17 protein-coding genes are annotated in these 21,423 nt (G+C 41.6%); 15 read left to right on the top strand and 2 right to left on the bottom strand.

What is annotated here, in order from left to right:
• The first annotated feature begins 68 nt into the window (after positions 1 to 68).
• Together caiC and ACZ42W_RS13015 are read left to right on the top strand one after the other, a co-directional pair.
• Entirely contained in the window at positions 69 to 1,619 is a 1,551-nt protein-coding gene (caiC, locus tag ACZ42W_RS13020; protein WP_464165777.1) for a crotonobetaine/carnitine-CoA ligase, read from the top strand.
• Between the two features lie 170 nt (positions 1,620 to 1,789).
• Positions 1,790 to 2,722, top strand: coding sequence for a DMT family transporter (locus tag ACZ42W_RS13015; protein ID WP_464165776.1), 933 nt, complete (start codon positions 1,790 to 1,792; stop codon positions 2,720 to 2,722).
• A gap of 163 nt (positions 2,723 to 2,885) precedes the next feature.
• Here ACZ42W_RS13015 and ACZ42W_RS13010 read toward each other — a convergent pair whose 3' ends face one another.
• On the bottom strand, positions 2,886 to 4,361 hold the full coding sequence (locus ACZ42W_RS13010; protein ID WP_464165775.1) for a sigma-54 interaction domain-containing protein: 1,476 nt from the start codon (positions 4,359 to 4,361) through the stop codon (positions 2,886 to 2,888).
• A 303-nt stretch (positions 4,362 to 4,664) separates the two neighbouring features.
• The gene (locus ACZ42W_RS13005) at positions 4,665 to 5,267 is read right to left on the bottom strand and encodes an SOS response-associated peptidase (protein WP_464165774.1); all 603 of its coding nucleotides are present in this window, start codon (positions 5,265 to 5,267) and stop codon (positions 4,665 to 4,667) included.
• A 313-nt stretch (positions 5,268 to 5,580) separates the two neighbouring features.
• Between ACZ42W_RS13005 and ACZ42W_RS13000 the strand changes: the two genes are divergently transcribed.
• From ACZ42W_RS13000 to ACZ42W_RS12940, 13 genes are all read left to right on the top strand, one after another.
• Positions 5,581 to 7,551: a sigma-54 interaction domain-containing protein gene (locus tag ACZ42W_RS13000; protein ID WP_464165773.1), complete on the top strand. Its 1,971-nt coding sequence runs from the start codon at positions 5,581 to 5,583 to the stop codon at positions 7,549 to 7,551.
• Positions 7,552 to 7,833: 282 nt separating this feature from the next.
• The gene (locus ACZ42W_RS12995; RefSeq protein WP_464165772.1) at positions 7,834 to 8,985 is read left to right on the top strand and encodes an acyl-CoA dehydrogenase; all 1,152 of its coding nucleotides are present in this window, start codon (positions 7,834 to 7,836) and stop codon (positions 8,983 to 8,985) included.
• Between the two features lie 138 nt (positions 8,986 to 9,123).
• Complete coding sequence (locus tag ACZ42W_RS12990; RefSeq protein WP_464165771.1) at positions 9,124 to 10,365, top strand: CoA transferase; 1,242 nt, start codon at positions 9,124 to 9,126, stop codon at positions 10,363 to 10,365.
• A gap of 207 nt (positions 10,366 to 10,572) precedes the next feature.
• On the top strand, positions 10,573 to 11,343 hold the full coding sequence (locus tag ACZ42W_RS12985) for an electron transfer flavoprotein (RefSeq protein WP_464165770.1): 771 nt from the start codon (positions 10,573 to 10,575) through the stop codon (positions 11,341 to 11,343).
• A gap of 15 nt (positions 11,344 to 11,358) precedes the next feature.
• Positions 11,359 to 12,258 (top strand): electron transfer flavoprotein subunit alpha/FixB family protein, encoded by a 900-nt coding sequence (locus ACZ42W_RS12980; RefSeq protein WP_464165769.1) that lies wholly within the window; start codon positions 11,359 to 11,361, stop codon positions 12,256 to 12,258.
• Positions 12,259 to 12,463: 205 nt separating this feature from the next.
• Positions 12,464 to 13,756 carry an FAD-dependent oxidoreductase gene (locus ACZ42W_RS12975; protein WP_464165768.1) on the top strand — a complete coding sequence of 431 codons (1,293 nt, stop codon included), beginning with the start codon at positions 12,464 to 12,466 and terminating at the stop codon, positions 13,754 to 13,756.
• Complete coding sequence (locus ACZ42W_RS12970; protein ID WP_464165767.1) at positions 13,753 to 14,040, top strand: ferredoxin family protein; 288 nt, start codon at positions 13,753 to 13,755, stop codon at positions 14,038 to 14,040. The genes ACZ42W_RS12975 and ACZ42W_RS12970 overlap by 4 nt, the downstream gene beginning before the upstream one ends.
• A gap of 23 nt (positions 14,041 to 14,063) precedes the next feature.
• Positions 14,064 to 15,638, top strand: coding sequence for a class I adenylate-forming enzyme family protein (locus ACZ42W_RS12965; protein WP_464165766.1), 1,575 nt, complete (start codon positions 14,064 to 14,066; stop codon positions 15,636 to 15,638).
• 3 nt (positions 15,639 to 15,641) lie between these two features.
• Positions 15,642 to 17,672: an oxidoreductase gene (locus tag ACZ42W_RS12960; RefSeq protein WP_464165765.1), complete on the top strand. Its 2,031-nt coding sequence runs from the start codon at positions 15,642 to 15,644 to the stop codon at positions 17,670 to 17,672.
• A 27-nt stretch (positions 17,673 to 17,699) separates the two neighbouring features.
• Entirely contained in the window at positions 17,700 to 18,494 is a 795-nt protein-coding gene (locus tag ACZ42W_RS12955) for an enoyl-CoA hydratase/isomerase family protein (protein WP_464165764.1), read from the top strand.
• A 246-nt stretch (positions 18,495 to 18,740) separates the two neighbouring features.
• Positions 18,741 to 19,814 carry a CaiB/BaiF CoA transferase family protein gene (locus ACZ42W_RS12950; RefSeq protein ID WP_464165763.1) on the top strand — a complete coding sequence of 358 codons (1,074 nt, stop codon included), beginning with the start codon at positions 18,741 to 18,743 and terminating at the stop codon, positions 19,812 to 19,814.
• A gap of 356 nt (positions 19,815 to 20,170) precedes the next feature.
• Positions 20,171 to 21,115: an MFS transporter gene (locus tag ACZ42W_RS12945; RefSeq protein WP_464165762.1), complete on the top strand. Its 945-nt coding sequence runs from the start codon at positions 20,171 to 20,173 to the stop codon at positions 21,113 to 21,115.
• Positions 21,115 to 21,342, top strand: a complete 228-nt coding sequence (locus tag ACZ42W_RS12940) for an MFS transporter (RefSeq protein ID WP_464170999.1) — start codon at positions 21,115 to 21,117, stop codon at positions 21,340 to 21,342. The genes ACZ42W_RS12945 and ACZ42W_RS12940 overlap by 1 nt, the downstream gene beginning before the upstream one ends.
• The last annotated feature ends 81 nt before the right edge of the window (positions 21,343 to 21,423 follow it).

Here is a 21,423-nt window from a genome sequence, read left to right as displayed (position 1 = left end):
GGTCTACTGCTCCGAATAAAAGTATCTGCTCATTACCCTAGATATTATTATCTTCAGAGGTGCAGAAAATGGATATAGTGGGAAACAAGACTTTGCGAGATATGTGGGATGAGCTAGCCCTGATATATAGCGAAAAAACGGTCTTGATCTTTGAGGACTGTAAGGGCAGGATGAGTGAATTCACCTATTCACAGCTTAACGAAGAAATCAACAAGGCCGCCAATTTTTTCCTCGATTTAGGGATAAAAAAGGATGAAAAGGTAGTTATTCAGCTTCATAGCTGCCCTGAGTTTTTGATGTGTTGGTTTGGACTTGCAAAAATCGGAGCTGTTATGGTTCCCGTAAACACACAATACAAACACGAGGAATGTGGGTATATACTCAAAAAGTGTGATGCTACAACCGCAATTATCGAAGAAGAGTTTTTACCTATTTACGATAGAAGTAGCCCGAACAAGGATATCGGTATTAAAACTATAGTCATAGCAAGAAGTGAAAAGGAAATTCCCGGTACTCTAAACTTTGGGGAAAATATGGGAAAACAGCCCGGGACATTAAAGGAATTGCGACCTTTAAGCAGTGACGATGTCACGGAAATTTTGTTTACATCAGGTACCACATCAAATCCAAAGGGCGTTGTTATTACCCATTGTAATATTTTATATGCAGGTATTTTTGCTGCCTGGCAGTTTTCGATGAGGCATGAGGATCGTTACTTAACGATTATGCCTGCTTTTCATGTTGATTTTCAGCTCAATGCCTTAATGCCTGTACTTATTGCTGGTGCAACAATAATTGCAGTGGAAAAGTACAGCGCAAGGGTGTTTTGGAAGCAGATCTGCGACTATAAGGCAACGGTCACAGAGGGTATACCAATGATGGCTCGTACACTGATGCTACAGCCTCAACAGGAATGGGAAAAAGACCATTGTATTCGTGAAATGTGTTTTTATCTTCCTTTTTCTAATCATGAAAAGAATGCTTTTGAAGAGCGCTTTAATGTGAGATTGTTTACTTCCTACGGCTCAACTGAGACTCTCGTTGGAGTAATCGGCGACTTTCCATACGGAGAGAGAAACTGGCCTTCTATAGGTAAAGCGGGATTATCTTATGAGGCTAAAATTATTGATGAGGAAGGTAAAGAGCTTCCTCCTAATACTGTCGGTGAGATTTATATAAAGGGCGTACCCGGCAGAACTATTATGAAGGAATATTATAAGGATGCGGAAGCAACAGCAAAGACCTTGAAGCCCGGGGGATGGATGCATACAGGGGATAAGGGCTATGTGGATGAGTCAGGCTGGTTTTATTTTGTTGACCGCAAGGTAAATATGATTAAAAGGTCAGGAGAAAATATTTCTACCACTGAAATTGAAAATATCCTCATGAGTCATCCGAAAATTGCTGAAGCAGCGGTCATTGGCGTGCCTGATCCAATTCATGACCAGGCAGTGAAGGCCTTTATTATATTTAAAGAGGGTGAAGAGCTTAGCAATGAGGAAATCCTAGACTATTGCAGGGGACGTATGGCTAAATTCAAAGTCCCGTCCTTTATAGAAATAAGGACCTCTTTTCCCAGAACCTGTACCTATAAGATACAAAAAAAGTTACTGGAATAAAAAAGGCTTCACTTTAGGGTTAAATAGGGTTAAACTAACTGAATCAGAAGGATTGTATGTTCAATAAATCTTGAAAGGAAGCAGAAGCGAAGCCCTGATGGACGTTAAAGAAGAAAGATAAAAATCATGAGAAATACGGAAACAGGTGCTTCGCTAGACTTTACAATCAAATGCAAAAGCTTCGAGGAATTATTTTTCTTATCGTTGCAGCTACTTTTTTCGGTATGATGCCGATATGGGCCAAGCAAGCCTATGCAACAGGCCTCACAACCTTCGATGTTACCTTTCTGCGTTCTGGCATGGCCGCCGTTATGCTGGGAATATTCATACTCTACCGCAAGATTGATTTTCATGTAGAGAGGCAACAGCTAGGGCCGATGTTATTAGCGAGTACCCTAGGTTATACAGGCACGATGCTAACTCTGTACTTATCGTATACATATATTAGTGCCGGCGTGGCTACTTCGTTGCATTACCTGTTTCCTGTACTGGTCATGATGCTCGAGTATTTTATATATCGTGAGAAACTACAATCTTATAAATGGGTGGCTCTCTTGACATCTCTGACAGGAATCTACCTGATAGCTGATCCAGGGGGGAGTAGTTTTTCTCTGCGTGGTGTTGGCCTGGCTATAATTTCAGCCTTCTTATTTGTCATTTATGTGTTGCTCATTGATCATCCTCAGCTAAAAAAGATGGACAGCCTGGTGCTGGCTTTTTATGGCTGCTTGATTGCATCCTTCACCTCTCTGGTACTGCTGGTGGCTCAGGGGAATTGGCCACTGCCGCTTACGCTAAAAGGTTTGTACTATACTGGTTTGGTAAGCTTTTTCTGTACCGTCTTGGGACAGGTTTTCTTCATAAAAGGCGTGAAAAGCATTGGCCCGGCGAATGCTTCCATACTGAGTACACTGGAACCGGTAGTCAGTATGGTAGCAGGTATCATTATCTTATATGAACCAGTAACCTGGTATACATCACTGGGATGCACATTAATTATAGCTGCAGTCGTTCTGATCGGCTATTCAGACCTGGGTGAGGATACCCCCGTCGGAGAAAGAACTAAAAGCAACTTCAATAAGGAATCGAAACTTCAAGGGTAGGTTAAAAGGGGTCAGACTTGTTAGCAGTTTCTACAATGATTTGCTACGGGTGATGACTAAGATCCAAAATGAGTATAGCCTTAACACTTCAAATCGTAAATGTATCGGAAGTGTTAAGGCTATTTATTAATTCGTGATCATGTCTCAACGTAATATAAGACAACTATTCGATATGAACTTCATGTTGAATGTCGATATCTAATCGTTTCAGTTTATAAAATAAACATTGTCGAGACAAATCTAATTCTTTGGCGGTTTGGTTAATATTACAGTTATTTCTTTTTAGTGCGTGGGTCAATATATCCTTTTCAACTTGTTGCATGGTTTGTTTATAATCGTTAGTTTTTGGCACGATAATCGGCAAAATATTATTCTTGATGGTTTTGTCCAGAAGAAACGAAGGCAAATGCTGCACTAAAAGGCAAGTATCTGTAGTATCAACCATATTGATCGCATGCTCGATACAATGACTTAACTCACGAACATTTCCTGGCCAATTATGGCTGACCAGTATTTGAGTTACTTCATCGGATATCTCATCGATTTTTTTCCCTAGAATCTTATTATATCGAGTGATGTAATACTTGGATAAGGTAAGGATGTCTTCCTTTCTTTCTCGTAAAGGTGGGCATTTTAGAGTGATCACAGCAAGTCTGTAATAAAAATCACTCCGTAATTTTTCGGTTTCAATGGCTTCTTCAGGACTGATATTCATGGCGCTTATAATTCGAGGATTTACAGGGATTTCTTTGTTGCTTCCCAATCTGCGGATACGATTCGTTTCCAAGGCTCGCAAGAGTTTTGACTGAAGAACGATGTTCATAGAATTAATTTCGTCTAGAAAGAGCGTGCCATTTTTCGCCTCTTCAAATAATCCGGGTTTATTCTCAGCTCCAGTGAATGCACCTTTATTTGTCCCAAACAGGATGCTCTCCAATAAGTTATCTGGAATGGCTGAACAGTTGACCGCGACAAAAGGCTCTTTTGCTCTTGAACTAGCATTATGGATACTTTGAGCAAAGAGCTCTTTGCCTGTTCCTGTTTCGCCCAGAATCATAATCCGTGATTCCGAGCGAGCCATTTTCTTCGCTGTATTAATGACGCTTTGCATGGCTTGACCAGAACCAATGATGTCATCAAAACTGAATTGGGTTCCGTTGGTATTGTTTTTTTCTGAAAGCTCCTTTTTTAGTTGAAATATGATGTCAGTAAGCGCTTGTATTTTGTTTGTATCGCGACTTACGGCAAAGGAACCGATGACTTCTTCTCCTGAAAATATCGGATAGATATCCATTAGGAGATCAACAGGTTTACCTTGGGCTGAAGTATATCTAAGATTAGTATTTTTTAATACCCGTTTTTCAATCATTGCTATTACATGTACACTATTTTCTTTACCCAATTTATAAACATCCAAAACGTTTTTCCCTATAACATCGCTAATCTTGTAACCATCTACTTCTTCAAACCCTTTTGATAAGAAAATAATTTTGCCTGTTACGTCAACGATTGATATATAACAATCTTCTAAACAATCTAAGGAATTAATAAGTAAGTCGTAATTGGTACTGGCATTTTTACGACTTACTTCTGTTTCGTTTAAATCTATTTGAGATTTAGACAGTTTGCTTTTGGTCATTCTAAAGATCTCCTTAATGTCATTTTGTCTACTTTGCAAAATGCTTGAAATAGGTTGTGAAAATCTTTGTCTTGATGCTCGACCACAATTTCTTAACAGCTTTAGCGCAAGTGATCAGCAAACGTGATACATTGCACTTTCAAGTATATACGGAAATCAAGCTGATACCAATAGGATAGTAACTCTAGAAATATAAATATTTCGGTTCGACAGATCTATCGTTCTATAGGAAGTGAGCCATTCCAATTGTAAACCCAGTTTAGTTAGAAAAGAAAAAAAGCTGTAGTCCAGAGTGAAAAATGGCTAAAATAAAACAGGTTGTAAATCAACACCTTCATAAATCAAATTCTCTTCCGAGCGATTCATTACATCCTGGTTATCAATGTGATGATTTAACCATGCTCCGTGCATATCCTTGGGTAAAATAAGCGGCATCCGGTCATGAATAAAGGCAAGGTTAGGAGCCGCCGGGCGGGTAAGTATGACAAATCGAGGAAGAGGGGAATCCTTCTCAAACCGATAGAGTCCTGCCATATATATCGTTCCCCGTGACCCAATGATATACTTCTGCTTTTTAGTTCCAAGCTTTTCCCACTCATAATAGTGGCTTGCCGGCACCAGACAACGATTCTCAGCAAAAGCTTTGCGGAACATCGGTTTTTCAGTCGCAGTTTCCAGCCGTGCATTAATGACTTGCCCCTTGCCGTCAAAACGGGTAAAGCCCCATATCATGAGCGTCGGCGACTCTGGGGTGATTACCGGCACAAGGTTTGTGGGATAAATTTCGCCAGTCTTCATCTCAGATAGTTCGTGCGTATTTTTGTATCGATTATTGACCTGTTCAATGATCTTTTTTATTTCATATTCTTCCTGTTCTGTGGCAATGAAATACCGTCCGCACATCATAGGTCACTCCTTTCTCTCTCTATTTTATCACCCAAACACTTAACTTTCTTTAGAAAATCTGAATCGCCCTTAGCAGAAGCCAGCTCTAAACCGACCCAGAAAAGAGTTGAATAATAGCTATTCCATATCTTTCAAGTATTAAAATGATTAGCTCGATTGACCATGTGAATTATTTATTATAATATTATTACAATCAAAGAGATAGATTTGGAGAATATAAAACTTTCACCAAATTGTTATTTAAAGTATTTCATAGGTCATTTAAAGTATTAGGCAGGCGGCTTTAAATTCTTAAGAAGGGTGAAGATGAAAAATGTTGGATATTAGTTTTGATCAAGAACTTGCTCAACACCGTCAACCTTTTATAGATGGAAAGCCATGTGAAGATATGAGGCTGGAAATTCGAGATTCCTGGACCCGCTGTAAGGCAATGGGCCTAAACCCAAATTTAAGTGAGTTGGATATGTTGGACCTTAGCGAAGATGAAATAAAAGAAAAACCAATTGCAAGTGCAATAAGATCAACGATATTGCCGAAAGAAACTAAGACATTGTATGAACTGCTGAAAAAGTATCATGGAGCCTTATTCTATACGAATGAAGAGAACCAAACTGTTTTCTCCCAAAGAGGAAATAAACAATTACTGGATTATCTTAACTCTGTAGGTTTGAAAATAGGTTCTTGCTTACTTGAGAAAAATATTGGGACCACAGCATTAGCCATGAACCCCAGCGAAAATAAAGATTCATGGGTAATAGGAGAAGAACATTATCTCGATTTATTTACACCGTATGTAACTTATGCTTACTTTGGAAATTATTTTGGCGGCTTAAATGTAAATACGTTGATAATTTTACCTAAAGAGCATTTTTCAGATCTTTTCATTTATTACTTAAGACAATATCATAGTAACAGTCAGACAATCGTTACTTCATATAGAAGAGATATTGAGACGCGCCTTAAGGAAGCTTTGTTGAGTGAATATGAACAGAATCAGGAACAAGGTATTATGTTCATAGACTCTTTCGGGAAAATTTTAAGCGCTAATCAAGCCTTATTGCAGTGGTGTCGATTAGACATAGCAGATATTAAAGAGCAAGATTGTGCCGAATTATTTCCGGAGCTAAAAGATGCTTTAGAGATTTTGAAAACAGGGAAGGATCTCCGTTTTGATGAAATTCAAATACAAGGCCTTCATACTAACATACAACACATGCGTTTAATTGCAAATCCAATCTTTCAGGACCAGAATATTATCGGCTTAATGCTTAAGTTTTTGGGAGAAAAATATATTCGTCAGGCAGTCAATAAGTTATCTAATGCACAAGCTCATTACACGTTTGATAATATCCTTGGGGAATCTGATTTAATAAAGGAAGTTAAACAGAGGGCCATAAAAGCAGCGCAAGGTCGAAGCCCTGTCATAATAACCGGGGAAAGCGGAACCGGTAAAGAAGTATTTGCACAGGCGATTCATAATTCGAGTCCCGTACGGAACGGACCCTTTGTAGCCTTGAATTGTGCTTCCATATCTCCCGAACTCCTTGCCAGTGAATTGTTTGGTTATGTTGATGGGGCATTTACGGGAGCGAGGAAGGGAGGGTCAATGGGGAAGTTTGAATATGCCCATAAAGGAACAATATTTCTTGATGAAATAGGAGAGCTTTCCATGTCCGCTCAATCCATGCTGTTGCGAGTGCTGGAGGAAAGAAAAGTTACCCGTATCGGCAGTAATGTTGAAACTCCCGTAGATGTTCGATTGATTACAGCAACCAATCGGGATTTAAAAAGAATGGTAAGAGAAAAGACGTTTCGTCTCGATCTGTATTACCGCATAGTTGTGGTTAATTTACACCTGCCGGCCTTAATAGAGCGGATTACCGATATTCCTATTTTAGCGCATTCTTTTATTGACTATTACAACTCGTATTTGGATAAAAACATAAAACAAATGGACAATGAGGCTTTGCGTTATTTGATTAACTATCGATGGCCAGGTAATGTCAGAGAGCTGAGAAATATCATAGAATGCGGCATGAATAACGCTTCAGGAGAAGAATTGAGATTGCAGGATCTACCGAGCTTATCGGATGAACTACTTCTAGACGAATTTGGATCGGATGACCTGCCAGAAGAAACGGAAAAAGTGAGAGCCCAGAAAGAAAAACAAATAATGCTCACCTTGATGATTGAATACAACGGGAATAAAACAAAGATCGCCAAACGGATGGGTATTTCTAGAGGCACTTTGTATAAGAAAATGGAAGAATATCATCTAATATAACAGGTACTCCTTAAACTGCTGTTAAAAAAATTCACAGCAGTTTTTTATTTTGCCTTACCTGTTCATCTAAAAGGATGGAAAACGGAATCGTATATTCTCTTGTTCTTGTGTGAACAAAGTTTTAGACAGTTTTGAACATCCGCAAATAAAAAAATGCTCAAAGTCGACTAAATCACCATGGGTGAACTTGGCATGATAATTGCACTTAAATAATCTCGATAGGAAAATAGTTCATAGAACTAAACGACTAAACAACTAATCAAAATACTAGGAGGAAAGAAAATGGATTTCAAAATGACGGAAGAACAAGAATTACTTTTGGAAAGTGTAAGAGATTTTGTTGACCGGTATATCACAGAAGCCGATGTTAAAAAGTGGACTGAGGAACATAATGTTCCCAATGAAGTAACGAAAGCCTATTATGATGCAGGTTTTGCTACAATGGGAATCCCCGAAGAATACGGTGGAACACCTGCTGATGCCACCACCCTTTGTCTCCTTGTTGAAGAATTGACCCGAAGAAGTGGAGCATCCACTCCGTTTATTCTCAATAGCTTGGCGATGTTTGATGTTTGTGAATTTGGTTCACCCGAACAAATTCAATTTGTCATGGATCTTTTTGAAAAAACAGGAAAATCCTGTTTCGCTTTGGGGATTTCTGAACCTGGAGCAGGATCAGATAACAATGCTATGATGACAACTGTTAAAACCGTCGATGGAAAACTTATTCTAAATGGTCAAAAAACATGGGTTACTAACGGTGAGCACTGTCCCTATGTTTTAGTCGTTGCTAAAGATGAAGATCCGTCTTATCAAAATAAGAACATGTCCTTGTGGCTCGTTCCACAAAAAGCACCCGGTGTAAAAACGGCTCCTCTTCATAAAATTGGACAAACCATGATGCCATTTTGCGAATATTACTTTGACGATGTTGTAGTCGAAGAAAGTATGCGTGTAGGCGAAAAAGGCAAAGGCTTTATCAATTTATTAAAAAACTTTGAGATGGAACGCTTAATTATTGTGGCATGGAGTTTAGGATTAGCTCAAGCAGCAATGGATGATGCCGCCGTTTACGCTAATCAACGTGTACAATTTGGACAATCAATCGGTAAGTTCCAGATGCTTCAAGAAAAGCTCACAGATATGGAGGCTAAGTTGCAAGCGATGAGAAGTTTCCTTTATAAAGTGGCATGGGAATTCGATAATGGATTGCCGATTCAGCTTGATGCCGCTTTAGTTAAGCGTTATGCTGCAAACACTGCTGTTGAAGTTTGTTCAGAAGCTCTCCAAATCTTTGGTGCACTGGGCTATACAACTGAAACCCGCGTGAGCCGTTTATGGCAAGATGCAAGAGGAAACCAATTTGCGGGTGGAACCGATGAAATTATGGTCCACATCGCGGGAAGACAAGTTCTTAAAAAATACAACAAGTAATTTGCATAGCCATTAATTTTCCAAATCCTCAAAATTAACTTGAATAAACACTCGGACTTTGGTGTTTGTCATGCATCATCCGTCTTATTTAAGTGATGTAAATATTAATCTAACATGTAAAAATGGAGGAATTTGTATATGTGGGGAAATAAAAATCTTCCTGAATTTGGAACGTTGTCTGGAATTAAAATCGTACATGCCACTCAATCCACAGCAGGCCCATTTGGGGTTCAACTGCTTGCAGAGTATGGAGCGGACGTAATCTGGCTGGAAAACTCAGTAGCTCCTGATATTACACGATTCTCCCGCAGCTTTGCCGTTGAGTCGGATAGAAAAAACCAAAGGAATGTTGCCCTCAACATTCCTTCGCCCGAAGGCAAAGAGATCTTACTGAACCTGCTGAAGGATGCAGATGTCTTTGTGGAAGCTTCCAAAGGTGGTCAATATGAAAAATGGGGCTTATCGGATGAAGTGCTTTGGGGAGTGAATCCGAAACTCATCATAGTTCATATATCAGGTTTTGGTCAGACAGGACTGCCTGATTATATAGGCCGGCCTTCATATGATGTTATTGCGCAGGCATTCAGTGGTTATATGTTTTCAAATGCCGGCCCGGAGAGGGCGCCTACTGCAGTCGGTCCATATACAGCAGATTTTATGACTGCCTTATACTCGGCAACGTCAATCCTTGCAGCGTTGCATAAAGTAGAAAAAACAGGAATTGGCGAAAGTATTGATATCGCACAATATGAAGTGCTGATGCGGAGTCAGCAGTATATATCCGACTGGTTTTCTGCCCATAGAATTGTGGAGCAGACCGGATATCCGGCAGCTTATGCAGGGTGCGGATCTTTTCAAGCCAAAGATGGTGAATATATCGCATTTTTCTTAATGGGTGCCGGCGTCTTGAAGAAGGCTATTCCGCTCTTTGGATTAGAATATGGGACGGAAGATTTCCCGGAAAATATAAGTTTGATTTATGTAAACAGTGAAGCAGGGAAAAAATTCAATGGGGCAATCAATGCTTATTTGGCTCAGAAAACATCCTATGAAGCGCAAGCAGAATTGCTGGAAGCCGGACTTCCCGTCAATAAGGTAAATACGTTTGAAGACCTGGAGAATGACCCTCAAGTTAAAGCCAGGGAAATGATCCTGGAATGGGAGTCAGTCAAGGGAACACCTGTAAGGGCTGTGGGGATTGTACCTAAATTTAAAAATTACCCCGGCAAGATGTGGAGACCGGCCGCGTACCACGGAATGGACAATGAAGAAGTGTTAAGCGAGCTCGGTTATTCATCCGAAGAAATCGCAGAACTCTACAGTAAAAAGATTATCGTAAACGACGGGAAAATGAAGATGCTGTTACCGTTAGACAGATAAGTAAACTATCTAAAGGAAAAATCTTATAGGCTTCGAGTCGGGCTAGTAGGAAGTAATTACTACATGCTAGCCTGATAATTCTTCTCAGATGCCTTGTGCGAACTTCATTTGTTGAATCCTTCAGCACATAAGCGTTTAGAAGTTGAAGAACTAAAGGTGGTCAGTTTGGCTATTATTGATTCATAATATGATATTTGAGGTGTAAATATGAACATTATTACTTGTTTTAAAGTTGTTCCTGACGAAGAAGATATTATCATAAAGTCTAATGGCGAGCTATCGTTCGAGAGAGCAAAAATGACCATTAGTAATTACGATTTAAATAGCATCGAAGCGGGAACCCAACTCATCGAAGCAAATAGCGGAACCTTAGTTGCCCTGAGTGTTGGAGGTCCAACAATCGATGATTCGAAATTAAAGAAGAACGTTTTATCCCGTGGACCAGAAAGCTTGGTTATTGTTGCCGATGAAGCGTTCGAAAACATGGATACCCATCAGACAGCTCTAGCCTTAAAAGCAGCCATCGAAAAGATTGGCACGTATGACCTCGTAATCTGTGGAGAAGGTTCAGCGGATCTATATGCACAACAAGTAGGCGTCCAACTCGGTCAGGTGCTTGGCCTCCCGACAATCAATAGCATCAGTAAAATTACAGAAGCCGACGGAAAAGTCATCGTTGAGCGCACCTTGGAAGACGAAGTCGAAACCATCGAGTTGACCTTACCCGCAGTCGTATCAGTAACTTCAGATATCAATTTTCCACGTATCGCCAGCATGAAGCAAATCTTAGCTGCAGGAAAAAAGCCCTCAAGCGTTTGGAAGGCAAGTGATGTAAGTTTAGCCAAACCTGCAAATTCCATCGAAGTAATAGAAACTAAAGCACCGAAACAAGTGGATCGTAAGCAAGATATTATCGAAGGAGATTCCGATGAAGCCATTAAGAAATTCATCGAAAAAATCTCAGGAGAATTGAAATAAAGGTGGGCAATTGAAATGAAAATATGGGTATTTGCTGAGAAATATACAGCACTTAATGAATTATGTCTTGGAGCACGTCAGTTGGGAGATCGAGTAGAAGGAGTAGTCGTTGGTTCACCCGAGGGTGTAATATGTGCCGATAAAGTGTGGTCCATCCCTGCGCAAGATGGAGCCATGCTGGAAGATTATTCAGAAAGCATCGCTGCTCTAGTGAATAAAGAAAAACCAGATTTTTTACTGGTAGCACCGACGAAACGAGGAAAATGTATCGCTGGACGTCTAGCCGCCATGATTGGAGCAAGCGTCATCACCGATGTTATGGAATTGACCCAAGACGGCGAAGCTAAGCGCATGGTTTATGGGGGAGCGGCGGTACGCCGTGAGAAAGCAGCGACCTCCACAGCTGTTATCATGGTAGGACCGGGAGTCCTAGCCGTATCAACAGAAGCAGCAACCAGTCAAGCCGAAGTAGAAACAGTTGAGTTCATCGAGCCTAAGACGAAAATGAAAGTCATCAGCAAAGAACAAAAACCCAAAGTCTCCGTCAATCTAGCGAGCGCCAAACGTGTAGTTGGTGTAGGTCGTGGGATAGCGCAATCTGAAGATATCAACATGGCTCGCCAGTTGGCCGAAGTCATCGGAGGAGAAGTCGGCTGTTCAAGACCGATCGCTGAAGGGGAAAAATGGATGCCAAAAGAGACCTATATCGGAGTATCTGGCTTAATACTAACCCCCGAAGTTTACTTTGCCCTAGGAATCTCCGGTCAGGTCCAGCATATGGTGGGCATAAACCGTTCGAAAGTGGTCATTGCCATCAATAAAGATAAAAACGCACCGATCTTTAAACAAGCCGACTACGGTCTCGTCGGTGACCTGTATAAAATTCTCCCTACTTTAATCAATCAATTGAAATAAGTTCAAGTTAAAATAATACTTTTCCGAAGAAATAAGAGCGAAAAAACTGAAGATCAGACAAGCTGATGAGGTTTAAGGTCACCCTCTTTGACGATTCTCTCACGAAGTGTGGCTTAAGCATCCGGACGCGAGGATTTCAGGGTTTTCGCTTTTTTCACGTATTTTTTTAGAACTTTTCGCAAGAGAGAACGAAAGGATGTTAAAAATGTCTGACGATAAATTTGATGTCATTATAGTCGGTGGTGGAATTGCCGGTACCGTCGCCGCGTATATGTTGGCAAAAGAAGGCTTAGGCGTGTTACTCATTGAACGAGGTAACTACGCTGGGAGCAAAAATGTGACCGGAGGACGGATCTATAGCCACAGTCTTGAGAAAATCATCCCAAACTTTGCTCAAGAAGCTCCCATCGAGCGAAAGATCACCCGGGAAAAAATCAGCTTAATGACCGAAGAAAGTAATGTAACCCTTGATTATTACTCTGACATGCTCGGAGTACAAGGTAGTGATTCCTATTCGGTACTACGCGGAGTCTTTGACCAGTGGCTCCAAGAAAAAGCAGAAGAAGCTGGAGTCGAAATCATCGCCGGAATCCGAATAGATGACCTCATCGTTCGCGACGGAAAGGTCTGTGGAGTTATCGCCGGAGACGAAGAGCTCGAAGCCGATGTAACTATATTAGCCGATGGAGTCAATTCACTCCTCGCACAAAAACTAGGGTTTCGTGGTGAAATAGACCCCAGTCAAGTTGCTGTAGGAGCCAAAGAGATTATCGAATTACCCGCATCTGTCATCGAAGACCGCTTTAATTGCCGAGAAAATGAAGGAACCTCCTGGCTCTTTGCGGGAACTCCCTCCGCAGGACGAGTCGGCGGTGGATTCATATATACCAACAAAAACAGCATTTCGTTAGGAGTTGTCGCGACCTTAAGTGATTTAATCGAAGGAAACACGTCCGTGCCACAAATGTTAGAGGACTTTAAGAATCATCCCGCCATTGAAAGGCTTGTCAAAGGCGGTAAACTCATCGAGTATTCCGGTCACCTTGTTCCCGAAGGTGGACTGAAGATGGTACCCAAAATTATTGGTAATGGCGTATTGGTTGTCGGCGATGCCGCTGGATTCTGTATTAACCTTGGTTACGCTGTCCGTGGCATGGACTTTGCAGTTGCCTCGGCAGAATGTGCAGTGAAAGCTGTGCTTGCTGCTAAAGAAGCCCAGAACTTCAGTGAAAGCTTTCTGCAATGTTATCAGTCGTTCTTAAACGACAGCTTTGTGATGAAAGATCTCACTCATTACCAGAAGTTCCCTCACTTCTTAGAAGGGACTCCCCGGATTTTCGATGGGTATCCACGCATGGCAGCGGATATGATGGCAGATTTGTTTGTGATGAACGGTCAGCCCGCTCAACCGCTGATGAAGAACATGCTCAAGCATGTTAAGAAAATCGGAATCATGAACCTAGCCAAAGATGCATGGAAAGGAGTGCGCTCACTATGAGTCCTGTAAACGTCGACCAAAAGCTCGGTATAGATAAATTCTATGTCGATGAAGAAAATGCCCATATTGTCTTGAAGGCTGGAGATATCGATATGAAGGAATTTCAGAAGCTGATCCTGGCTTGTCCGGCAGGACTTTATAAGTTAGACGAAAAAGGCGGGATTCATTTCGATTATGCCGGATGTCTCGAATGTGGAACCTGTCGAGTACTGTGTGGGAAAACGATTTTAGAAAAATGGGAGTTTCCCACTGGAACCTTAGGTGTAGAGTTCAGATGGGGATAGACTGTTAAGGGTATGCAGCTAGGATGATTAGAAAAGAGATGGGAATGTACATGGACAGAACCTTCCAGAGCATTGTTGATTATTGGGCAGAAGAAACACCTGATCGAGAGGTTATATTTGACGGACTACGGAGAATGTCTTATCAGGAGCTTAAGGAGGAAATCCATCAAACAGCGGCTGCTTTAGTTCAGTTGAATCTTCAAAAAGGCGACAAGGTTTTGACCTTTATTCCGAATTGGCATGAATTTATTGTTATCTTTTTTGCTTTGGCTAAATGCGGTGCTATCCTCATTCCCTGTAATTTCGTTTCTGAAAAAGAAGAAATGGACGAACGTCTAAAAACTATCCGTCCCAAAATGGTTTTTGTTGGCGGTCCGTCGCAATTGACTTGTTTACAAAAAAATAGCGATATGTACGAACTAATAACTGTTAGGTTTAAAGAAGAAGGGTACCAATCCTTTTCGGAACTGTTAGAAGCAGGGAGAAATAAGACATTTGAGTCCGTTAAAATTAATCCTTATGAAGATTTGTTTGTTATCATGTTTACCTCGGGATCAACAGGGAGTCCCAAAGGGGTAGAACTGACTTATGAGAGCCTGTATCGTTCTGCAAGGAATATTGGATATCATCTGCGTGCTGCAGGTCAAGATAATTTTCTTGTCCCCATACCATGCTGTCACATGTTTGGTATTGTAACAGGACTGATCTTGCCCTGTTACTTTGGTGGCAAGATCGTCCTGATGAATAGATTCCAGCCCGAGGAAGCCTTAGCTCTTATTGAACAGGAAAAAGTGACGGTCATATACGGGGTGCCGACTATGTTTATACGAATATTGCACGAATGCGAGCAGAATAAAAAGGAAGTCAGCTCGTTAAGGACCGGTATTATCGCCGGTGCTTATTGTGATGAGTATGTCGTTCGGCAGATTAGCTCAGAGCTGTGTTGTGATATCATGGTGGCTTATGGCTCTACCGAAAGCGTAGCTATTTCGATGACGAGCTTTGAAGATGATTTAGCGACCCGTAGCCAAACCGTAGGTCGGCCTTTGGACGGAGTGGAGGTTAAGGTGGTTAATGATGATTTGGAATCGCTCGAAGCGGGAGAAGAGGGAGAACTGCTGTGCAGGGGCTACGCGGTTATGAAGGGTTATTATGAGATGCCGGATGAAACAACGAAAGCTTTTAAAGATAACGGCTGGCTGCACACGGGAGATTTAGCGACAATTGACCACTTAGGGGTCATCCGGATTATCGGCAGAAAGAAGGATATGATCATTCGCGGGGGATACAATATCTATCCTGCAGAGGTGGAAAAAGTATATTATGCTCACCCTGCCGTCTTGGAAGTCTGCGTGATGGGGGTACATCACGTAGAATTGGGGGAACAGACCTTGGCCTTCATTCAATTGAAGGAAAACTCTCAGGAAACTGAGGAAACCTTGAGAGACTATGCCAAAGGGAAAGTCAGCAAATATAAGATTCCTGATCGTGTGATAAAGTTGGCTAAAATGCCCAAGTTGGAAAATGGTAAAATCAACAAGCAGGTATTGTCGAGATATTTTAAACGAGAGAAGCAAACTTTAATTATGGAGGACTAAGTGATGTCAAAATTATATTCTCCAGGGAAAATTGGTCAGCTGGAACTTAAAAACCGTTTGGTTATGGCCCCCATGGGTTTGGGCTACTGCGACAAAGGGATGATCACTGATAGAGTTGTTGAGTTTTATCGTATGCGAGCTCGGGGAGGGGCTGGGCTGATCGTCTTAGGCGCTTTACAAATAGATCCAATCCATAAAACGGAATATGACATGATCTATCTGAACGATGATCGGTGTATCCCTGGGCTTCAACGTTTGACGGATGTAGTCCATGAGGAAGGGGCGAAGATTTTCGCTCAATTGCTACATCAAGGGCGGTACGCTCGTTCGAAGGAGTATGGCGGTATGGAGGCAATTGCACCATCGGCAGTTCCTTCAAGGTATACCGGTGAGACACCGCGCGAATTAACCACATCCGAAATCGAGGATTTGTTAGCATTTTATGCTGCCGGAGCCAAGCGAGCGGTCCAGGCAGGTTTTGACGGCGTCGAAATCGGTACTAATTCAGGCTACTTGATCGGACAATTCCTATCTTCTGTAACAAATAAACGAACGGATCGCTATGGCGGAGATTTGCAAGGACGCATGACGTTTCTGTTAGAGGTTGTTGCTTCAATTCGTCAAGTTGTTGGAAAAGACTACCCTATCTCGGTTAGGCTGGGTGGTAATGATTTCATGGATGGGGGAAATACCAATACTGAGGTAAAGGAGATTGCCGTTGCTTTAGAAAAGACCGGAGTAGATGCAATCAGCATTACGGGCGGTTGGCATGAAGCACAAGTTCCTCAGGTTACGATGGATGTACCGCACGGCGCTTTTAGCTATTTGGGCAAAGGTGTTAAAGAGTCCGTATCGATCCCCGTGATTATGAGTAACCGTATGAACATTTCCGTGGGTGAAGAAATTGTGGATGAGGGCAATGCGGATTTTATAGCGATGGGTCGTCCGTTTATAGCTGACCCGGAGTTGGGAAATAAAGCGATTCAAGGGAAATATGATGAAATTCGGCCTTGTGTGGCTTGTAATCAGGGATGTCTGGATCGCATTATGGCTCACACAACAGTTGAGTGTTTATGCAACGCAGAAGCAGGCAGAGAATCCGAACTTTTACAGGGTTCCCTTTTGCCGTCACAGTTTACCTCATCCTATCCCGAGAAGATACTTGTCATCGGAGCAGGTGTAGGAGGCTTGGAGTTTGCTCGTGTTTCAGCGTTGCGCGGTCATAGTGTAACGATATGGGAGCAAAATAGTCAGCCAGGGGGTCAAATTGAAGTTGCCTCTGCACCTCCAGGACGGTACGATTTTGCGTACTTAGTAAGGTATCTGGCCAATGCCTGTAAGAAGCTCGGCGTAGAGATACATTATCAAAAAAAAGCAACAAAAGAAGATATACAAGAGAAGGTCAAAGAGGGTGCCTTTGACCGCGTGGTCATCGCTACGGGAGCAGAACCTATCCTGCCCAATATCACGACTGAAGAGGATGCCAAAGTAGTCCAGGCATGGGATGTATTGAAGAAAAAGACGAAAGTAGGTTCACAAGTTGTTATCGTTGGAGGAGGAGCAGTAGGAGTTGAAACAGCCTTGATGCTGGCTGAGATCGGAACCATTGATGCGGAAACCTTACGACATCTTATGCTCTATCGAGCAGAGGCACCGGAAACCTTATATCGTTTGCTGACCCATGGAAGTAAGCAGATAACACTTGTTGAAATGGCTAAGTCAATTGGCAAGGATATCGGTCCGAGCTCTCGCTGGTCGATGATGGCTCGCCTCAAGCAATTTAATATAAACACATTAAACCTAACAAAAGTAGTTGCATTTTTGAAAGAGGGCGTTCTCGTTGAAACTGGTGAGGAAAAGAAAGTAATCCCAGCTGATACAGTTGTGCTTGCTGTGGGATCTCGTGCTAACAATAGCCTGTATGTAGATTTGCAAGGCAATATCGATAAGCTAAGCATCATTGGCGATGCTTCTAAACCGAGAAAGATACAGGATGCCATCAGAGATGCCTATAATCAAGCGATTAAGATCTAAAGTTAGAGTACTGGAGGAGAGTTAATTATGGATCTAACAAAAATCATCTATGAAAAGAAAGATGGAATTGCCTTAATTACGCTAAACGATCCAGAGAGACTAAATGTCATTACCGGCAGTGTCATTGATGATGAATTAGAACAATGCCTGGATGACAGCAGCTCCGATCCGAATGTACGTGTTGTTGTTTTACGCGGGGCTGGAGCTGCTTTTAGTGCCGGTGGCAATATAGCTGAGATGAAACAACGTATCGATGAAGGCAGAGATAGCGGTTTTAGGGCTGCGGCAAGAAAATGGGGAGTGATCGTTACAAAAATCAGAACCATCCAAAAGCCGGTTATCGTATCGATTCATGGATCGGCAGCGGGTGGAGGTATTGCTCTTGCGTTGGCCTGTGATTTTAGGATCGCCGCTGAGGACACTAAGATAGTTTTTCCATTTGTTAACTTGAATCTCGTTCCTGATCTAGGCGCACCCACAACGCTCATTAAGATGGTTGGTTGGGCAAAAGCGACTGAATTGATGATGATGGCGAAACCCTTTTCGGGCAAAGAAGCTTACGCATGGGGTCTTGTGAATGAGGCTGTGCCGGCAGATCTATTAGAAGAAACGACCATGAAATTAGCATATAAGCTGGCCCAGGGGCCGACATTGGCTTACGGGAAGATCAAGACAATGGTTAATAGAAATGCGTTCGAGGGCCTTGGCATGGAATTTGAGACTGAGGCTGAATACCAAGAACTATTGGCTCTTTCGGAAGATCATAAAGAAGGAATTTACTCCTTCATTGAAAAGAGGAAGCCTGTGTTCAAAGGCTGCTAGTACGCTCCCAGTGGAAGTCTTTTTTTACTAACTTAAAAAAGCCACCAGCATTTCATAAGATTAAAAATTAGGATTGTGTATAAAAAGTAAATTCGTTTTTAATGATGGCTGATAGGTACTAGGTGTTGCCTATTATCTATCAGCCGATTTACTGTAAGGTATTATAGATAGAATTAGGGAGAGTAACAAAATGGAAATTTTGATACCATAATCTTAGAGAAGAAAGAGAATGAGGGGTAAGGACCAATGCTATCTGGAATAAAAATTGTTGATTTTTCTCGTTATTTTCCGGGACCTTTTGCAACATTGCGACTGGAAGATCGGGGAGCAGAAATAATTAAGATTGAAGAACCTTCAGGCGATCCAGCACGATTTATGGATACAATCGATGGGGAAGAAGGGTGTATCTTCCGTTGTCAGAGCCGAGGCAAAAAAAGTATAATGGTTAATTTGAAGGATGCGGAACAACGTCAAAGAGTTTTGGAAATAGTGAAAAGCGCAGACGCCGTTATTGAAAGCTTTCGTCCCGGGGTTACAAAAAAACTAGGAATTGATTATGAAAGCTTGTTAAAAGTAAACCCCTCACTTGTATATTGCTCCTTATCAGGGTATGGACAAAATACTTCAATTTCATTGTTAGGTGGTCATGATATCAACTATATGGCCCTAAGTGGTATATTAGCCCAGCTTAAAGATAAAGCCGGATCTCCCATAAAACCGTATATAGCATTGGCAGACTTGATAGGCGGGATAGTGGCCAGTGAAGCTATTCTTACAGGGTTAGTCCAAAGAGAAAGAACGGGTAAAAGTACTTACTTAGACGTTTCTATAACTGACAGCATGCTTTCTCTAATGGGGCTTCATGTAGCGCATCAGTCGGTAACTAAAGAGGAACATGGTATCTATAATAACTATATTGCGTATGAAATTTATAAAACAAAGGATAATCGTTATGTGACTTTGGGTGCATTAGAGGAGAAATTTTGGGCTAACTTTTGCAGAGGGGTAAACAGAGAAGATCTCATTCCCTGTCAGCTAACACTGCCTGAATCAGATAATCCGTATTATCTGGAAATGGTTAATCTATTTAAAAGCCGCACCTTCAGTGAATGGATAGATTTTTCAGTAAAAGTAGACTGTTGCATGGCCCCTGTTTTAGAGACAAGTGAATTGCCAATTCAGGTATACGTAAAAGAAAGAGGCTTCATAGAGCATAAGTGGGGTTTGAATTATGTCTCAACTCTCTATATGCCAGGAAAAACATTTTTGCCCAGTGCTTCTGCTTACCCCAAACTTGGTGAAGATAACGAGAAGCTTTGAATGCCAGCAAACCGTGGACGACCGGCATTACTGCAATACCAAAAGACCTCCATGAATCACAATCATACAAGAATTTGCCTCTGAACTACTTTACATAATATTCATTTTGGTAAGATTCGTAAAGCAAAGGAGAGGGCTAGAATTCGCTTGTGTAGCGGTTTTAAGCCCTCTTTTACTGTTCTGATATCATTGTGCATAATATACTAAGGTTGACGGAGAAGTCCCTACGGAACATTTGCAAATAGACACTAGGATAGAGAAAATATGCTACAGTCAGGACTTTATAAACAAATTCTTAGTAAACTAGAAATAAGAAGCCAGCTTTATTTACTAAAAGGTTATGGGGGTACATTCAAATGAAAGAGAATTTTAGGCCCTATTTATTTTGCTATATGACGGGCCTTTACTGGTTTTCCCAATATACCTATGTCCCGATACTATCTCCCTATGCTGAGTCTTTAGGGGCTTCGTATAAGCTACTCGGTATAATTTTAGGTTCTTATGGTCTTATGCAGATGTTAATTAGGTTACCGCTTGGGATCTGGTCTGACAAGTTGAGAAAGCGTAAAGTGTTTATCATTGCGGGTATCATTATCTCAATCCTCAGTAGTTTTGGGGTGTGGTATTTTCAGAACCTCCCCGCATTATTTTTCTTCCGAGCCCTTTCTGGGGTATCAGCAGCGACTTGGGTCGCGTTTACGGTTCTCTTTTCAAGCTACTACATTGGGCAACATGCACCTAAGGCTATGGGAATTCTCAATGCGGTTAACTATACTGGCCAAATGATCGCAATGTTTTTAGGTGGCTTGGTTGCGCAGAGCTTCGGGCCTGAATATGCCTTTGCTCTGGGAACGGTCGGTGGGGTAGGTTCACTGATTTTAAGTTTCGGAGTCGTAGAGAAAGTGGTAGATACTTCTGTTACTCCAATTCGCTTGAAGGTTTTGCTAGAAACGATTAAGGATAGCAATCTACTGATTGTTTCTTCCTTAGCAGTCTTATCTCAAATTCTGACCTACGCCACTGCCTTAGGCTTTACTCCCTTAGCCGCCAAAGCTATTGGAGCCAACAGTTTTGAACTTGGAATTCTGACGGCACTGGCTACCCTGCCTGCAATTTTCGCCTCGCCCTTAAGTGGAACCGTTTTCACTGAACGATTAGGTGAAAAAAACACGGTTGTCATCGGTTTCATCTTGACTGCTATATACTGTCTTTCGATACCCTTTATCAAGCATATTGAGAGCTTTTTTATCTATCTCAATTCATTGGGGGGTTCGGCCGTGGACTATCCTTTTCCTTGTTAATGGGCTTAAGTATTAAGAATATCTCCTTTGAAAAGCGGGCTACGGCTATGGGCTTTTTCCAAGCAGTTTATGGATTAGGGATGTTTTTAGGTCCAGTCTTAGTTGGCTTTTTTGGAGATAGTATTGGTTTGAATCACAGCTTCCTAGCCATAGGCGGAATTGGTGCCCTATCCGCTTTGATCTCGTGGCTGTATATCAAAAATAAACCTGTTGTTGGTATAAACTAAAGTTTAGATTGCATTAGGTAGAACCCATAGACTTGAAAACCTGGTCAGTTCTCTCTAAAACCAGCATGCTCCGAAATATCT

The organism is Desulfitobacterium elongatum, from assembly GCF_055378975.1.
This window is presented reverse-complemented; position numbering and strand designations above follow the sequence as displayed.

What these genes read in the sequence shown, in the direction of transcription:
- ACZ42W_RS13010 (WP_464165775.1), bottom strand. Translation starts at nt 4,361, where the DNA reads ATGACCAAAAGCAAACTGTCTAAATCTCAAATAGATTTAAACGAAACA.
- ACZ42W_RS12945 (WP_464165762.1), top strand. Translation starts at nt 20,171, where the DNA reads ATGAAAGAGAATTTTAGGCCCTATTTATTTTGCTATATGACGGGCCTT.
- ACZ42W_RS12995 (WP_464165772.1), top strand. Translation starts at nt 7,834, where the DNA reads ATGGATTTCAAAATGACGGAAGAACAAGAATTACTTTTGGAAAGTGTA.
- caiC (WP_464165777.1), top strand. Translation starts at nt 69, where the DNA reads ATGGATATAGTGGGAAACAAGACTTTGCGAGATATGTGGGATGAGCTA.
- ACZ42W_RS12985 (WP_464165770.1), top strand. Translation starts at nt 10,573, where the DNA reads ATGAACATTATTACTTGTTTTAAAGTTGTTCCTGACGAAGAAGATATT.
- ACZ42W_RS12970 (WP_464165767.1), top strand. Translation starts at nt 13,753, where the DNA reads ATGAGTCCTGTAAACGTCGACCAAAAGCTCGGTATAGATAAATTCTAT.
- ACZ42W_RS13015 (WP_464165776.1), top strand. Translation starts at nt 1,790, where the DNA reads ATGCAAAAGCTTCGAGGAATTATTTTTCTTATCGTTGCAGCTACTTTT.
- ACZ42W_RS13005 (WP_464165774.1), bottom strand. Translation starts at nt 5,267, where the DNA reads ATGATGTGCGGACGGTATTTCATTGCCACAGAACAGGAAGAATATGAA.
- ACZ42W_RS12940 (WP_464170999.1), top strand. Translation starts at nt 21,115, where the DNA reads ATGGGCTTAAGTATTAAGAATATCTCCTTTGAAAAGCGGGCTACGGCT.
- ACZ42W_RS12975 (WP_464165768.1), top strand. Translation starts at nt 12,464, where the DNA reads ATGTCTGACGATAAATTTGATGTCATTATAGTCGGTGGTGGAATTGCC.
- ACZ42W_RS12960 (WP_464165765.1), top strand. Translation starts at nt 15,642, where the DNA reads ATGTCAAAATTATATTCTCCAGGGAAAATTGGTCAGCTGGAACTTAAA.
- ACZ42W_RS12955 (WP_464165764.1), top strand. Translation starts at nt 17,700, where the DNA reads ATGGATCTAACAAAAATCATCTATGAAAAGAAAGATGGAATTGCCTTA.
- ACZ42W_RS12990 (WP_464165771.1), top strand. Translation starts at nt 9,124, where the DNA reads ATGTGGGGAAATAAAAATCTTCCTGAATTTGGAACGTTGTCTGGAATT.
- ACZ42W_RS12980 (WP_464165769.1), top strand. Translation starts at nt 11,359, where the DNA reads ATGAAAATATGGGTATTTGCTGAGAAATATACAGCACTTAATGAATTA.
- ACZ42W_RS12950 (WP_464165763.1), top strand. Translation starts at nt 18,741, where the DNA reads ATGCTATCTGGAATAAAAATTGTTGATTTTTCTCGTTATTTTCCGGGA.
- ACZ42W_RS13000 (WP_464165773.1), top strand. Translation starts at nt 5,581, where the DNA reads ATGTTGGATATTAGTTTTGATCAAGAACTTGCTCAACACCGTCAACCT.
- ACZ42W_RS12965 (WP_464165766.1), top strand. Translation starts at nt 14,064, where the DNA reads ATGATTAGAAAAGAGATGGGAATGTACATGGACAGAACCTTCCAGAGC.